Annotated in this window: 12 protein-coding genes; 9 read left to right on the forward strand and 3 right to left on the reverse strand. The window is 59.1% G+C overall.

Annotated elements, in window-relative coordinates; all coding sequences use genetic code 11:
* The first annotated feature begins 184 nt into the window (after positions 1-184).
* The 9 genes from ACFQY0_RS16265 to ACFQY0_RS16305 all read left to right on the forward strand — a co-directional run bounded on the left by ACFQY0_RS16265 (position 185) and on the right by ACFQY0_RS16305 (position 13511).
* The gene (locus tag ACFQY0_RS16265) at positions 185-2737 is read left to right on the forward strand and encodes a GH116 family glycosyl-hydrolase (RefSeq protein WP_379714510.1); all 2553 of its coding nucleotides are present in this window, start codon (positions 185-187) and stop codon (positions 2735-2737) included.
* A gap of 11 nt (positions 2738-2748) precedes the next feature.
* Positions 2749-4182: a sulfatase family protein gene (locus ACFQY0_RS16270; protein WP_379714512.1), complete on the forward strand. Its 1434-nt coding sequence runs from the start codon at positions 2749-2751 to the stop codon at positions 4180-4182.
* 23 nt (positions 4183-4205) lie between these two features.
* Positions 4206-5609 carry a sulfatase family protein gene (locus tag ACFQY0_RS16275; protein ID WP_379714514.1) on the forward strand — a complete coding sequence of 468 codons (1404 nt, stop codon included), beginning with the start codon at positions 4206-4208 and terminating at the stop codon, positions 5607-5609.
* 28 nt (positions 5610-5637) lie between these two features.
* Complete coding sequence (locus tag ACFQY0_RS16280) at positions 5638-7038, forward strand: sulfatase family protein (RefSeq protein ID WP_379714516.1); 1401 nt, start codon at positions 5638-5640, stop codon at positions 7036-7038.
* A 112-nt stretch (positions 7039-7150) separates the two neighbouring features.
* Positions 7151-8425: a sulfatase-like hydrolase/transferase gene (locus ACFQY0_RS16285; RefSeq protein ID WP_379714518.1), complete on the forward strand. Its 1275-nt coding sequence runs from the start codon at positions 7151-7153 to the stop codon at positions 8423-8425.
* A 47-nt stretch (positions 8426-8472) separates the two neighbouring features.
* Complete coding sequence (locus ACFQY0_RS16290) at positions 8473-9945, forward strand: sulfatase family protein (protein WP_379714520.1); 1473 nt, start codon at positions 8473-8475, stop codon at positions 9943-9945.
* A 113-nt stretch (positions 9946-10058) separates the two neighbouring features.
* Positions 10059-11570, forward strand: coding sequence for a sulfatase family protein (locus tag ACFQY0_RS16295; protein ID WP_379714623.1), 1512 nt, complete (start codon positions 10059-10061; stop codon positions 11568-11570).
* On the forward strand, positions 11567-12544 hold the full coding sequence (locus ACFQY0_RS16300; RefSeq protein WP_379714523.1) for a family 43 glycosylhydrolase: 978 nt from the start codon (positions 11567-11569) through the stop codon (positions 12542-12544). The genes ACFQY0_RS16295 and ACFQY0_RS16300 overlap by 4 nt, the downstream gene beginning before the upstream one ends.
* Positions 12525-13511, forward strand: coding sequence for a family 43 glycosylhydrolase (locus ACFQY0_RS16305; RefSeq protein WP_379714526.1), 987 nt, complete (start codon positions 12525-12527; stop codon positions 13509-13511). The genes ACFQY0_RS16300 and ACFQY0_RS16305 overlap by 20 nt, the downstream gene beginning before the upstream one ends.
* Positions 13512-13561: 50 nt before the next feature.
* On the opposite strand, the gene ACFQY0_RS16310 is transcribed toward ACFQY0_RS16305, so the two are convergent.
* Genes ACFQY0_RS16310 through ACFQY0_RS16320 form a run of 3 tightly spaced genes read right to left on the reverse strand, consistent with a single transcriptional unit; the run spans position 13562 to position 14888 of the window.
* Positions 13562-13960 carry a hypothetical protein gene (locus ACFQY0_RS16310; RefSeq protein ID WP_379714528.1) on the reverse strand — a complete coding sequence of 133 codons (399 nt, stop codon included), beginning with the start codon at positions 13958-13960 and terminating at the stop codon, positions 13562-13564.
* Positions 13957-14259, reverse strand: coding sequence for a hypothetical protein (locus ACFQY0_RS16315; protein WP_379714531.1), 303 nt, complete (start codon positions 14257-14259; stop codon positions 13957-13959). Before ACFQY0_RS16315 ends, ACFQY0_RS16310 begins: the two co-directional genes overlap by 4 nt.
* Positions 14256-14888 carry an RNA polymerase sigma factor gene (locus ACFQY0_RS16320; RefSeq protein WP_379714533.1) on the reverse strand — a complete coding sequence of 211 codons (633 nt, stop codon included), beginning with the start codon at positions 14886-14888 and terminating at the stop codon, positions 14256-14258. The genes ACFQY0_RS16315 and ACFQY0_RS16320 overlap by 4 nt, the downstream gene beginning before the upstream one ends.
* Between the last annotated feature and the right edge of the window lie 7 nt (positions 14889-14895).

The raw sequence follows: 14895 nt of genomic DNA on the forward strand, positions 1-14895 counted from the left end.
GGGATCGTGGTTCGAAACAGGAATCGAAGAGTTGGGTCAGGCTCTCTAACAGGCCCTCGGGCAATCATTTCCAGTCGTGAATAACGCGACCAAGGAGGACTGCCGTTCACCGCAATGCTGTGGAATCGGGACAGAGACCCTGGGACGTCGAGGTTTCATCAGGTCAAGCACTCTGACCGCCGCCATGCTGATGGCGGGACGGATCAAGGTGATGGCCGGGCCGTTCGAGGGGAAGGATTTCGACAAGGTCATCCCGGCCGACAAGAAGCTCAGCAAGGAGTGGATCGACAGCCTCTACGCACGCGGCAAGCCGACGACGGTGAAGGCGGGCAAGGTCGACTACATCGGCATGCCGATCAACGGACTCGGAACCGGGCAGGTTTATCTGAGCGGCGATGGCGAACTCTGGTATTGGAATCTAACAGCCCAGAAGCGTAAGAAGAACAATCCGAAAGGCCCGGCGTACATGAGCCCCGACAAGGCCATGGGGCCTGCCGGGCAGGGCTTCGCACTGCAAGTCGATGGCAGGACGCGTCCCTTGAATGCCGAGGGATTTCGCGATGTAACCTTTACGAATCAGTACCCGATGGCGCGGGTTGATTACGCCGATGCGGATTTCCCGGTGGAGGTGCAACTCGAAGCCTACACGCCTTTCATTCCGCTCGATCGCGATGAATCGAGCTATCCGGTCATCGTGATGCGCTACACCGTGACAAACAGCACATCGGAGACTTGCGAAGTCGCCCTGGCCGGTTGGATCCAGAACCTCGTGGCCGCCAAGAAGGGTCCAAAAGTCAGCGAGTATCGGGAGTTGGAAAACATCGCGACCGTCGAGTGCTCCGGGGGAACTCCTGACAGCAACGGCATGGCGCTCGGCGTGTTCGGTGGCGGGACCCCGGAGTTGGTGGATGTTGAGAAAACAAATCCCGGTGCCGACGGAGTCTTTGAAAAGGCCAGGGACCGCACCAAGGGGAACTCGGACGCCGCGTCCATTGGCCGCAGGTTCAGCCTCAAAGCCGGTGAGTCGAAGACCCTGTCCTTCGCCGTTTCGTGGCGCGTCCCGGTGGTGAAATACGGCACCGGTTTTGGTTACAAGACTTCATCCGGACGCTATCACTACGCGACCCAGTGGCCGAGCGCGACTGAAGCGGCGGCTCAGGTGGCGGATCGCGAAAGCGAACTCTACGGCACGACCAGGGAATGGGTTGATACTTGGTACGGTTCCACCTTGCCCTATTGGTTCCTCGAGCGGGCCTTCATTCCGATCAACTGCATGCAGACCCAGATGGTGCAGCGGGTCTACCCTCAGGGGAAGAACCTCGACATTTACAACATGGAGGAAGGCGTCCGTTGTTGTCCGGGAAACTGCACCCACGTGTGGAACTACGCGCAGGGCCTGGCACGGATCTTTCCCGTGATCGAGCGCGAGTGCCGCGACCGGATTGAATACGGACTTGGTTTCGACACGTCGAATGGCGAGATCAGTTTCCGCTACAATGTCCCCGGCAAGAGGGACCGAGACGACGCGCTCGATGGAACCTGCGGCACGATCATCCGGGTGCTCCGTGAGAGCCAGATGACCACCGACTACGCGTTCCTAACAAGCATCTGGGATCGTGTGAAGTTATCCATGGACGGGGTGATCGAGCATTGGGATCCTGATGAGGACGGAATCCTTGAGGGTGCCCAGCACAACACGCTCGACGAACCGTGGCACGGCAAGGTGCATTGGCTGATCAATGTATATCATGCCTCACTCAAAGCCGCCGCCACCATGGCGCGGCAGATGAAGCAAGACTCGGTGGCCGAACGCTACGAGCGCATCGTTGCGAAGGGGGCACCGGTGATGGTGAAGGAATTGTGGAACGAGGACTTCGGTTACTACGTCCACATCCCGCCCGATGACGAGGAGCGCATGCACGGTTCGACCAACGGTTGTCACATCGATCAGGTGCTGGGCGACAGCTGGCTTTATGAAGTCGGCCTCGATCCGATCTTGCCGCGCGACAAGACCCGCAAGGCGCTCCAGGCGCTGTGGAAATATAACTTCACGCCAGACGTCGGAGCGTTTCGGAAGGTGATGACCAATGGTCGCTGGTATGCGGGGCCGGGGGACGCCGGCCTGGTGATGACCAGCTTTCCGCACGGCAAGATCGAGCCCAAGAGCGGCAACAAGAACTACGCCGGCTATCTCAACGAGTGCATGACCGGCTTCGAATGGCAGGTCGCCGCTCATATGATCCGCGAAGGCATGGTCGAGGAGGGACTCGCGATTGGTAGAGCAATCTATGATCGCTACTCGGCGGACCGACGCAATCCCTACAATGAGGTCGAGTGCTCCGACCACTATTCGCGGGCGATGGCGAGCTTCGGCACCTATCTGGCAGCGCTCGGTTATCGCTACGATGGTCCGGAGGGGAAATTGGGCTTTGGTCCGAAGTTGAGCCCGGAGGATTTCCGTGCCGCTTTCACCACGGCTGAAGGATGGGGCTGCTTCACACAGAAAATAGGTAAGGGTCTACAGTCCGCCGGGCTTGAGTTGCACTATGGTCAATTGCAGTTGAAGGAGTTCACACTGGATAGGGTGGCCGGACTTGCTGCGACAGCCGCCATTGTGGAGTTGGACGGAGGATTGGTCGAGACGTCCTTGAGTGTAGAAGCAGAGCGTTATGTTCTGAAGTTCAATAACGGTGTCACCATCAACAAGGGACAACGTTTGGCCGTCTCCTTGGGCTGAGGCAAACCAACATGAGTCAATTACCTCAAATCGCGCACGGGGTGCTGGCATGGATGCTGGCGCTCGTTCTATCTGTTGCGGCGAAGCTCGCGGACAAGCCGAATTTCGTCATCATCTTCACCGATGACCAGGGCTACGCGGATCTCGGATGTTTTGGCGGTGATCACGTGAGGACGCCACGCATCGACAAGATGGCGAAGGAGGGCGCGAAGCTGACCAGCTTCTACGTCGCCGGTAATGTTTGCACCCCGTCGCGTGCGGCGCTGATGACCGGGAGCTATCCGAAACGCGTCGGCCTGGCCGGCGGCGTCTTCCTTTCCGGCGACAAGAACGGCCTGAATCCCGACGAGATCACCATCGCCGAGGTGTTGAAGCCGGCGGGCTACGCGACCGGGATGTTCGGCAAGTGGCACCTCGGCGACCAGCCGGAATTCCTGCCGACGCGTCAGGGCTTTGATGAGTTTTTCGGGCTGCCCTACAGCCACGACATCCACCCGTTTCACGGCAACAAGGGGCATCTCTTCCCGCCGCTCCCGCTGATGGAGATGGAGAAGGTGATCGAGGAAGAACCTGACGCCGACTATCTCACGAAACGGATCACCGAGCGTGCCGTCGATTTCATCGAGCGCCACAAGGACGAGCCATTCTTTCTCTACGTGCCTCATCCGATTCCGCATCGCCCGATCCACATCTCACCGCCCTTCATGGAAGAGGTGCCGGATGCCATTAAGGCGAAGCTGAAGGATGAGAAGGGGATCGACTACCCTACCCGCGACAAAATCTACAATCAGGCCATCAGCGAGATCGACTGGTCGGTTGGCGAGATCCTCGATGCGCTGAAGGCGAATGGCATCGATGAGAAGACGCTGGTGATCTTCACCTCCGACAACGGGCCCTCAGTCGGGAAGACGGGGCCGCTCTCCGGAGGCAAAGGAAGCACCTTCGAAGGCGGGCAGCGGGTGCCTGCCGTGGTCCGCTGGCCGGGCACGATTCCCGCGGGCCAGACGATCGATGAGCTGGTGACGGCGATGGACCTGCTGCCGACCTTCGCCAAGTTGGCCGGGGCCGAGCTGCCGTCCGATCGCGTGATCGACGGCAAGGACATCCTGCCCACGCTCGTGGATGGCGCCGCGAGTCCGACCGAGGCGTTCTTCTATTTCAAAGCCAACGCGCTCAAGGCGGTGCGCTCCGGCAAATGGAAGCTGCACATCGGCAGGGTGAACGGCAGCGACAAGTCCCGCCGCGGCAAGGGATCCAGCTCGCCCGTGATGGCTTTGTACAATTTGGATGAGGACATGGCCGAGAAAAACAATCTTCTCAAAGAGCAGCCCGAAATCGCCGAAAAACTGCGATCCGCGGCGAAGGATTTCGAAGCGGAACTCAGTAAGAACAGCCGCCCCGCCGGTCAGGTGGATAAGGCGGAAACCTTGGTCCCGCGCAAATGATGGTTCTGAAACGCCTGCTATCGATGAAACGACTGATGATTGCAACGGCTCTGATGGCTGCGGCCTTGATGTCGACTGGACTTGCCGCCGAGCCGGCATCGAAGCCGAACATCATCCTCATCTTCGCCGATGACCTCGGCTATGGGGATCTTGGTTGTTACGGCTCGCCGGTGAAGACGCCGAAGATCGACGCGCTGGCCAAGGAGGGCTTTCGCTCGACCGATTGCCTGGTCGCGGCAAATGTCTGCGGGCCGTCGCGGGCGGCGCTCCTGACCGGACGCTATCCGATGCGGATGGGGCATCCGATCTCGAGGCATCCTCTGCCGAAGTACGAGAAGTATGGTATTTCGCCGGAGGAACTGACCATCGCGGAGCTCCTGAAGTCGGGTGGCTACCACACTAGGATGGTCGGCAAGTGGCATCTTGGCTTTTATGTCGAGGGATCCCACCCGCTCGATGCCGGATTCGACGAGTATTTCGGACTTCACGGCAACTACATCACGGAGAAGAGCCGGGTCGATGAGCGTACGATCTATCGCAACCGCGAGGTGTTCCAGAAGGATGTGGATTTCACGGAGGTGACCAAGCTCTACACCAACGAGGTGGTGGACTTCATCAAGGGCGAGCACGACAAACCCTTCTTCATCTACTTCGCCCATCACATCGCCCACACGCCGATCGAGCCCAGCGCGAGCTTCAAGGGGGCCTCGGGTGTCAAGGGCCGTGCTGGGGTCTACAGTGACTTCGTGCTGGAACTCGATGACAGCGTGGGGAGTGTACACGCCGCGGTCGAGGAGGCCGGGATCGCCGACAACACCCTAATCGTGTTCCTTTCCGACAACGGCCCGGCGCGGGACGGTTCCGCCAAGCCGCTGAGTGGTGGCAAGTATGTGACCATGGAAGGCGGCCACCGTGTGCCGGGGATCTTTTGCTGGCCGGAGACGATTCCCGCCGGGCAGGTCTCGGAGGCGATGATCACCAGCATGGACCTGCTGCCGACCTTCTGTCATCTGGCGGGCGTCGAGCTGCCGTCTGATCGGAAGATCGATGGCAAGGACATCAGCGGGCTGCTCACCGGGAAAACTCAGGCAAGCCCGCACGAGTTCTTCTTCTACTACAACGGCCTGAACCTGCAGGCGGTGCGCAACGAGAGGTGGAAACTGCATTTTCCGAGGACCGCGAAGGATCAGCCTTACTGGGCGAAGCAGGACAGCGGCAAGCGGGTGCACACGACTTTGAAGAAGCCCTTGCTGTTTGATTTGGATGCGGACGCGGGCGAGAAGAAAAACGTGATCGCTCAGCATCCTGAAGTGGTTGGCGAACTGAAGAAGCAGGCGGATCGCGCGCGCAAAGAGATCGGGGACATCGATGTCGTCGGCTCCGACCAGCGTCCGCACGGCCTGATTGACCCGCAGGAGAAACAGTGAGCGAGACGCTCTGGAGATCGAGAAGAATATGAAAAGAGCCACACTACTAACAGCGGTGATGATGCTGAGCACTCTGGTGGTCTCCCGGGCTGCGGCTCCGCCCAATTTCCTGATTCTGCTGGCGGACGACATCAGCGCCACCAGCCTGGGCTGTTACGGCTCGGACAATCCGCACACCACGCCGAACATCGACACGCTCGCCGACGAGGGCATTCGCTTCACCAACATGTTCGTGAGCGAGGCGATCTGCGGCCCGGCGCGGGCGGAACTCTACACGGGTTTGCAGCCGTATCGGAACGGCTGCATGCAGAACCACCAGGCGACGAAGAAGGGCACCTTGAGCGTGGTGCAGCGCCTCGAAAAACTCGGCTACCGGGTGGGTCTAACCGGCAAGACCCACATCAAGCCGAAGTCGGTTTACCCCTTCGAAATGGTGAAAGGCTTCCCGACGAACTGCAACGCGAGGGAAACGCCGGGCGAGAATTGGGGCGGGGTCGAAGGCTTCATGACTCGCGATTCCGAGCAGCCGTTCTGTCTCTTCATCTGCTCGATCCACGCCCACGCGCCCTGGGACTCGGGCGATTCCTCGCGATGGGAACTCGACGAGCTGAAGCTGCCACCTCATTTCGCCGACACCCCGGAGAGCCGCCACTTTTTCCGCGAGTATCTGGCAGAAATCCGGCTCTTCGATGACCAGGTCGGCAGGGCGGGGGCGCTTCTGAAAAAGCACGGCCTCGACGAGAACACCGTCCTGATCGTGCTCGACGAGAATGGTGCCGGGATGCCGGGTGGCAAGTGGACGAATTTCGACTGGGGCGTGCGTTCGGCCTGCCTGATCAAGTGGCCCGGTGTGAAGGGATTCGTCACGGATGCCGTGGCTCAGTACTGTGATATCCTGCCGACGCTGATCGATGCGGCGGGCGGCAAAGTTCCAACCGATCTGGATGGACGCAGCCTGTTGCCGTTGATCAAGAGTGAGACGGAAGCTCACCGGGACATGGCCTTCTTCACCTACAACAGCGGACCGGAGGGGCCGCCGTTTGTGTCGCGCGCGGTGACCGACGGCCGCTTCAAGCTGATGTGGAACCTGACGCCCGACAACTTGTTCGCCGTGAGAACGATCAACGGCTTCGACTACGGCTATGAGGATACCAAGATGCCGGATCGTCACGTGCGGCAACTCTATCAATCATGGTTGAAGCTGGCGCAAACCGACGCTGCCGCGGAGTCGGCGGTTCGGCGTTTTCGCAAGCAGCCGGAGTTCCAGCTTTACGATCTGTCGAAGGATCCATGGGAGAGGGAGAATCTGGCGAGCAACCCCGAGTATGCCGCAACGCGCGATCAGTTGAAAAACTCGATTTCCACCTGGATGAGGCAACAGGGTGACGACGGATTGCCCGCTCCTGCGGGAAGGCAAAAGAAGAATTGATGCCCGAAACGATTACCCATTCCCCGTGACAAAATATGTATCACTAGTTCCCGGTCTAATTCTCGCGCTCGTTTTGTGTGGTAACCTTTCTGCAGCTACGAGTCGTCCCAATGTGGTTCTGATTCTCGCAGACGACCTCGGCTATGAAGCTCTTGGAGTGAATGGAGCCGAGCAAGTCCGGACGCCCCATCTGGACCGGTTGGCCAGGGAAGGCGTCCGGTTTACGAACTGTTTCGCCAACCCGCTTTGCACGCCCTCGCGCGTGGCGATCATGACGGGACAATACAATGTCCGAAACTACACGAAGTTCGAGGAGCTTGATCGCAGTCAGATAACCTTTGCTCGTCTGGCGCAAGAGGCTGGCTATGCGACTTGCATCGCTGGCAAATGGCAGCTGGGGATGGAAAAGGATTCGCCTCAGCATTTCGGCTTTGAGGAATCGCTGCTCTGGAATCACACGCGAAGGAATCAGAAGAAGGTGAAGGGTCGGCGGGTGGACACGCGCTTCGTGAATCCGCAACTTGATCGCAATGGCGAGCCTGTCGATTACCACAAGGGAGAATACGGACCCCAAGTTTGCGCGGACTTTGTCTGCGACTTCATGGAGTCGAAGAAGGACCAGCCGTTTCTCGTCTACTATCCGATGATTCTGACGCATTGCCCGTTTGATCCGACTCCAGATTCGTCCGACTGGGACCCGACCCGTCCGGGGTCGACCACTTACAAAGGAGATCAAGGGCGACCCCAGAAGCACTTCAAGGACATGGCGTCGTACATGGACAAGATCGTCGGCCAATTGGAAGCCAAGTTGGTGGCGCTGGGCATTCGCGACAACACCTTGATTTTGTTCACCGGCGACAACGGAACGGACACGCCGATTGTCACTCGCTGGGAGGGAAAAGCCATCGCCGGAGACAAGGGCAACATGAGCGACGCCGGCACCCGCGTGCCCTTGATTGCCAGCTGGCCGGGTAAGATCAAGTCGGGTCTGGTGACGGATGAATTGGTCGACTTCGCCGATTTCCTGCCAAGCCTGTGTGAGGTCATGAAGATCCCGCTGCCCACGGATTATCCCGGCGACGGAGTCAGCATTTGGCCCACACTCCATGGAGCCGAACGCCATAAACCACACGCTTACCTGTGGTTTGCCGGGCATGGGAAGTTCCCCGCAAAGGTCTATGCGCGGACCAAGGAGTATCGCTACCTCTGCAATCTGGATTTGTCGAAACCGGTCTTTGCGGATGTTTCCAAGCCTTATGCGCCGATCAACCTAGACCTTACCCGTCTGAACGCCGAACAAGAGAAGATCATGAATGAGTTGAAGAAGAAGGTGGGCGACATGGCCAAGGTGCCGACGATCCGGAAACCCAACAAGCGCGCAAAGTAGCACTGGGTGCCATCCTTTCTTTGTTAAGAATTCATTTTATTATAACCATGCAGCGCAAACCATCTTTCCTGCTGATCGGAGTATTGGCAATCTTGTCACTGGCTGCTTCCGCCTTCGCTGAGGCACAAAAAGCACCTCGTCCCAACGTGATCTTCATCCTGATGGATGACATGGGCTACAGCGACGTCAGTTGCTACGGCGCGACCAAGGTCAAGACGCCGAACATCGATCGGATGGCGGCGGAGGGAATGAAGTTCACCGACTTCCACACCGCGGCCTCGATCTGTTCGCCCTCGCGCGCGGCTTTCCTAACAGGCGCCTACCCGCAGCGGGCCGGACTTTACATGGGGATCAACCAGAACCGGGAAGCGCACTGGTTTCTGGGCCTGAATCCCGACGAAGTCACCCTTGCCGAGCAGTTCAAGAAGAAGGGCTACACCACCGCGATGGTCGGGAAGTGGCACCTGGGCAAGGAGGAGAAGTTTTCCTATTACCATCAGGGCTTCGATCACTACTACGGCGCGCCGGACAACATGGGCCACAACTCCGCGTTCTACGACGAGAAGGAAGTGATCTTCAAAAGCACGCCGCTGGAAAAGCTGAACGCCCTCTACACCGAGCGGATGGTCAAGCACATCGAGGACTTCAAGGACGAACCTTTCTTCATCTACTACGCGCACAACTACCCCCACACACCCTACAAGGCGGGTCCGAAGTTCAAGGGCTCGTCCAAGGACGGCGTGCGCGGCGATATCATCCAGGAGGCGGACTGGGGCATCGGCGAGATTCTCAAGGCCTTGGAGAAAAACGGCATCCTCGAGAACACGCTGGTGATCTTCAGCTCCGACAACGGAGCCACCTCGGCGAAGTATTCCAAACCCTACAGCGGCACGAAATACGTCTCGCTTGAGGGCGGCCACCGGGTGCCCTTCATCCTCTACTGGAAGGGGCAGATCCAGTCAGCGGTGTCGGAGGTGCCGGTGGTCGCGATGGACCTTTTTCCGACCTTGAGTGAGTTGATCAGCGAGCCTTTGCCGAAGAACCGAATCTACGACGGGGTCAGTCTAACACCTCTGTTCAATGGCGGTGAGATCGCTCGCTCGGAAGACGAACCATTTTACTACTACAACTGCGAGAACCTGCAGTGCGTCCGTGTCGGCGACTGGAAGCTCCACCTGCCGCGCGAGACGCGTCAGATCCCTTGGTGGGCGCAGAAGAAGCAGAAACCGCTCGAGAAGCCCCAGCTCTACAATCTCGAAACGGATGCAGCGGAGCAACAGAACCTCGCGGCCCAGCACCCGGAGCGGGTGAAGGAGATGATGGCGCTGGCCGAAGCAACCCGCGAGAAGCTCGGCGAGTTCATGCAGCGTGGTTCCGAGCAGCGTCCGACCGGGACGCTTTTCCCCGAAGTTCCGATTCTGAGCAACGAGCAGCAAGACTGGGTGAAGCTGTCCGACGAGGAGAAGGGCCGCGGCAAGTCCGAGTTCAAACCGGCGGCCAAGCCACGGCGAAAGAAATAGCCGACTTCCCTGCAGTCAGCGTGGAAGATATGATTATGATAAGAAAATGGATTCGTCGTTGGTGTTTCATCCCCGCGGTCGCTGTCGGTTCAACCGGCTTGCTCACCACTCCGATGGATGCGGAATCGCTCCCGAACGTGGTTCTGATTTTTGCCGACGACCTCGGCTACGGGGATCTGAGTTGCTATGGAGCAACGAAGGTTCAAACACCCAACATCGACAAGCTGGCGGCGGAAGGCAGGCGCTTTACGGATGCTCACTCGGCTTCGGCGGTTTGCACGCCGTCGCGCTATGGACTGTTGACCGGAGAGTATCCGTTTCGGGCGAATGGAGGCGAAGGCATCTGGGGCCCTTGCGGTCACTTTCAGTCCCTGCTGATTCCTACCGAAAAGCTGACTCTTGGCCAGTTGTTCAAGAACAAGGGCTATGCCACGGCGGCGATCGGAAAATGGCATCTGGGATTCGGAATGGGCAAGACCGATTGGAACAAGCCACTGCGTCCGGGACCACTGGAGCTCGGATTCGATTACTACTTCGGAGTGCCCAAGGTGAACAGCGGCTACCCGTACGTCTACGTCGAGAATGATTCCATCCTCGGCTATGATCCGAGTGACCCGATCACCTTCGAGAAACCGTTTTCAGAAACCACGACCTATCCAGAGGCAGCCGGAAAGAAGAGCGCCAACGGGGCGGGTGGTGCCAAGAAGGCACACGCCATCTACGATGATGAGAAGACCGGCATGCTGCTTACCGAGAAGGCCGTCGATTGGATTGAGGAGAATAACGAGAAGCCCTTCTTCCTCTATTTTCCAACGACCAACATCCACCACCCCTTCACGCCCGCCCCGCAGTTCAAAGGCACGAGTCAGGCGGGGCTCTACGGCGATTTCATTCACGAGTTCGACTGGATGGTCGGTGAGTTGGTGAAGTGCCTCGAGAAAAACGGACTGGCCGATAGCACCCTGATCATCGTGACCAGCGACAACGGTGGCATGTTCAATCGCGGGGGGCAGGATGCCTTCAAGGCCGGTCATCGGATCAATGGCGATCTCCTCGGATTCAAGTTCGGCGTCTGGGAAGGCGGGCAACGCGTGCCCTTTGTCGCCAAGTGGCCCGGGAAGATCGAGCCGGGAACGGTATCCGATCAATTGATCAGCGGCGTGGACATGCTGGCGACCTTTGCCGCCGTGACAGATCAGAAGCTCGACGAGGATCAGATGGCGGACAGCATCAACGTGCTGCCAGCCCTGACGGGCGATCCCGAAGGTGCCGTGAGGGAGAGCCTGGTACTGGCGCCTCGTCAGGCCAGCCATGTTTCCCTCCGCAAGGGCAAATGGATGTACATTCCCACACGGGGTGCTGGCGGTTTCAATGGCAAGCCGGGCAGCCATGGTGCCGGTGGCCCTGCCTGCGTCTCGCATGTCGGCAGTGAGAACAGCGACATTGAAAATGGGAAAATCAAGAAGGACGCCCCACCCGCCCAGCTCTACGATCTCGAAGCCGACGTCAGCCAAACGGAAAATCTCTACCATCAATATCCTGAAGTGGTGAAGGAAATGAAAGCCCTGCTCGCAGAGTCGAGGCCAGCCACTTCCTCGGGAAAGAAAGCCAAGAACAAGCAATGAAACTGAACTACATCCTCCTGAGCGCGTTGCTTCCAGCGTGCCTCATCAGCGCCCAAGCTGACGAAAAGCCCTACGGCACCGCCACCCTAACCCACTCGGCCCTGACGGGAATTGGTCCCGAAAAGGACGTTTCTCGTCGTGATCCCAGCGACATCATCAAGGTCGGAGATCTCTACTACGTCTGGTATTCGAGGGGGCCGGTCAAGACGGGCTACAACGCCACGGTGTGGTATGCGACATCACCTGACGGAGTGAACTGGACCGAGAAAGGTGAGGCCGTTGGCAAGAACCCGAAAGCCGGCACCTGGGACGAAGCGAGCGTCTTCACACCGAACATCCTCGTCGCCGAAGGGAAATACTGGTTGTTCTACACGGGGATCTCGAAGCACATGAAGGTGAGGCCCGACTCGAAGATCGGCCTTGCCGTGTCGGACTCGCCGGATGGTCCCTGGACCCGTTCGCCGGACAATCCGGTGCTCAAGAACAGCGACAACGAATCCGACTTCGACAGTCATCTGGTTGACGATTCCTGTCTGCTGGTTCGCGACGGAAAATACTGGTTCTACTATAAAGGCCGTCAATTGGGGAAAAGCGCAAGTCAGACCCAGATGGGCCTGGCCATCGCCGAGAAGCCGGGTGGCCCCTATGTCAAACACGAGGACAATCCGGTCATCCCCGGAAATCACGAGGTGGTCGTCTGGCCCCAGGGAACGGGCGTCGCTGCCATGATCGGCAAGGTCGGCCCCAAGGACCTCGTCCGCACCATTCAGTATGCCGAGGACGGCGTGAACTTCAGCAAGACGTATGACCTTTCCGAGGAGGCTTTCGCCGGAGGCACCTACCGTCCCGAGGCATTCACCGACAGCAACAAAGGCGAAGCGCCGACATGGGGAGTCGAGATCGGCAATGCCGGAAAGCTCCTCTGCATCCAGCGTTTTGACATCAAATGGAAGGATGCCCGTGAGAGTAAATAAGTCCTTCATTGCGGTGCTGGTTCTGGCTGGCTTTGCCGCCACTAATCCGGCGCGCGCCGAAGGGCCGAGCTTCGGCAGCGCCGTGACGTCCCGAAGGGCTCTAACAGGCATCGGACTGGAGGAAGGCGTCATGCGCAGGGATCCCAGCGACGTCATCAAGGTCGGCGATCTCTACTACCTCTGGTATTCCAAGGGCCGCCTCAAGACCGGGTATGATGCCACAGTCTGGTTCGCCACATCCCCGGATGGATTGAACTGGACGGAAAAGGGAATGGCGCTCGCCAAGGGGCCGGCGGGAAGTTGGGACGCGGGCAGTGTCTACACGCCGAACATCCTCGTGGCGGAGGGGCGTTACTGGCTTTTCTACACGGGCACCACGAAGTCGTATGGAAAAGGCTTCACGCCGGATTCCAAAATCGGGATCGCCGTTTCGGATTCACCCGACGGTCCGTGGAAGCGCTTGCCGAACAACCCGGCGCTCAAGAACAGCGATGATCCGCAGGACTTTGACAGCATGCTCGTCGACGATGCCTGCCTGATGACGCGCGACGGAAAATACTGGTTCTACTATAAAGGCCGTCAGCAGGGGAAAAGCCCCGCAGAAACCCAGATGGGTCTGGCGATTGCGGCGAAGCCGGAGGGCCCGTACCGCAAGCATGAGGCCAATCCGGTCATTCCCGGCAATCACGCGGTGCTCGCCTGGCCTCAGGGCAAGGGTGTCGCCGCCATGATCGGCGTCAGCGGGCCGGCGGAGATCATCAATTCCGTGATGTATGCGGAGGATGGGATTCACTTTTCAAAGACCCACCACGCGCTGGATGGCCCGCGCGCCGCAGGCTCCTATCGTCCGGAGGCCTTTACCGAAAGCGGCACGGGGAAACCGATTCAGTGGGGTGTGGAGATCGGCAAGCACACCGGGAAAGAGCTACCTTATCTCCATCGTGTCGAGATCGAGTGGTCGGAATAGAGAAGGGACATCTCGATGCGTTTCCGACGAAGAGCGATCTTCGTAGGGATTCACTGCCCTTGAGAGTTGTAACGTTTGCGGGTCCTTTCGAGAAGTTTCTGGGCGATCTCGCGCTGGGAAGGGTCGAGATTTGGTTCGAGCTTGTTGTGGAAGTTTTCGACTTCGGCGAGTCGCTCGGGCGAGAGTGGGGGTAAGCTCATGACTTTCTGAGCGGTTTCATGAAAAAGCTGTCGAGTGGCGCGGCGTTGCTCGGAGCTCAGATTGAGGGCGTGCGAATAGCGGCGGAGGACTTCATCTGCCGCCTTGCTGGGCGATCGGTCCTGGCTCTCACCCGTGAACACCATCTTGGAGGTCGGGTCTGAGGCGGTCATACGTCCTGTCCAGACGCCACAGGTAAAGATCGCGGCGGCGAGCAGAGCCGTGAGAAGACGGGTTTGGAGCGAGCTCATTGTTGTGAAGCGGACGATGGATCCCTGGGTTTCGTATCCTGCAATTCCAACCAGGAGTCGGCTGGGTTGGTGGATTCGGTTTTGAAGACCGTAGCGGTGATGGCGATGATTAGGGCGGCGAGCGTGCCGAGGAAGGCAGTCTGCAGTTGGGCGCGGGAGGTGGAGTCACGATAGTGTTCCTGGCGGGCGCGAAGGGTCCGTGCGGCAAAACCGAGTGGGGCGCTTTGATCGGCGGCGGCCTTGGGCTTGAAGCGACTGGCTTCGGCGAGGAGCTCGTTGAGAGGAGGCTTCGGTTTCATGGGTTCCAGCGGTCGTAGGTTTGGCGCAATTTGCGGCGAGCGCGCATCAGACGAAGTCGGGCCGCTCCGGACGTCCAGCCCATTTCTTGGGCAACCTGCGAAATCGGCTTTTCCCGTAATTCAACCTCGCGCAATAGCCAGGCTTGTTCGGCGGGCATGCGGGAAAACAGCGTGGCGATGATTCGAGGGGCGTCGAAGTCGGTTTGGGAAGCGGGGGTGGCAGAGACTTCGAAATTGCGATCGGGGTCGATCTCCGAGAATGACCATTCGGGACGGACACGCTGTTTGCGCAAGGCATCGTAGCAGACGCGACGAGTAATGACCGAGACCCATGCGGGGAAGGAACCACCACGGAAGCGGTCGAGGTGCTCAAAGACGCGCAGAAAGACTTCTTGGGCGAGATCCTCAACTTCACTGCGCCGGGGCAGCAGGGGGGTGATGATCGCCGCGACCCGCGGGTAGAGACGGTCGACCAGTAGGCGAGCGGATTCGTCGTCTCCTGTGCGCACCTGGGCAAGCAACTCGTTCCAGGGATTGTCGGATGATTCGTGGGCGGCATGCAACTCCTTCACGACCACGCCAGTGAAGCATCTGGGCGTCAGGGGGGAAGCGAATAGGCTGGTGGGCACGGCTATT

The organism is Haloferula chungangensis, from assembly GCF_042664875.1.
In the GTDB taxonomy this organism is placed as follows: Bacteria; Verrucomicrobiota; Verrucomicrobiia; order Verrucomicrobiales; family Akkermansiaceae; genus Haloferula; species Haloferula chungangensis.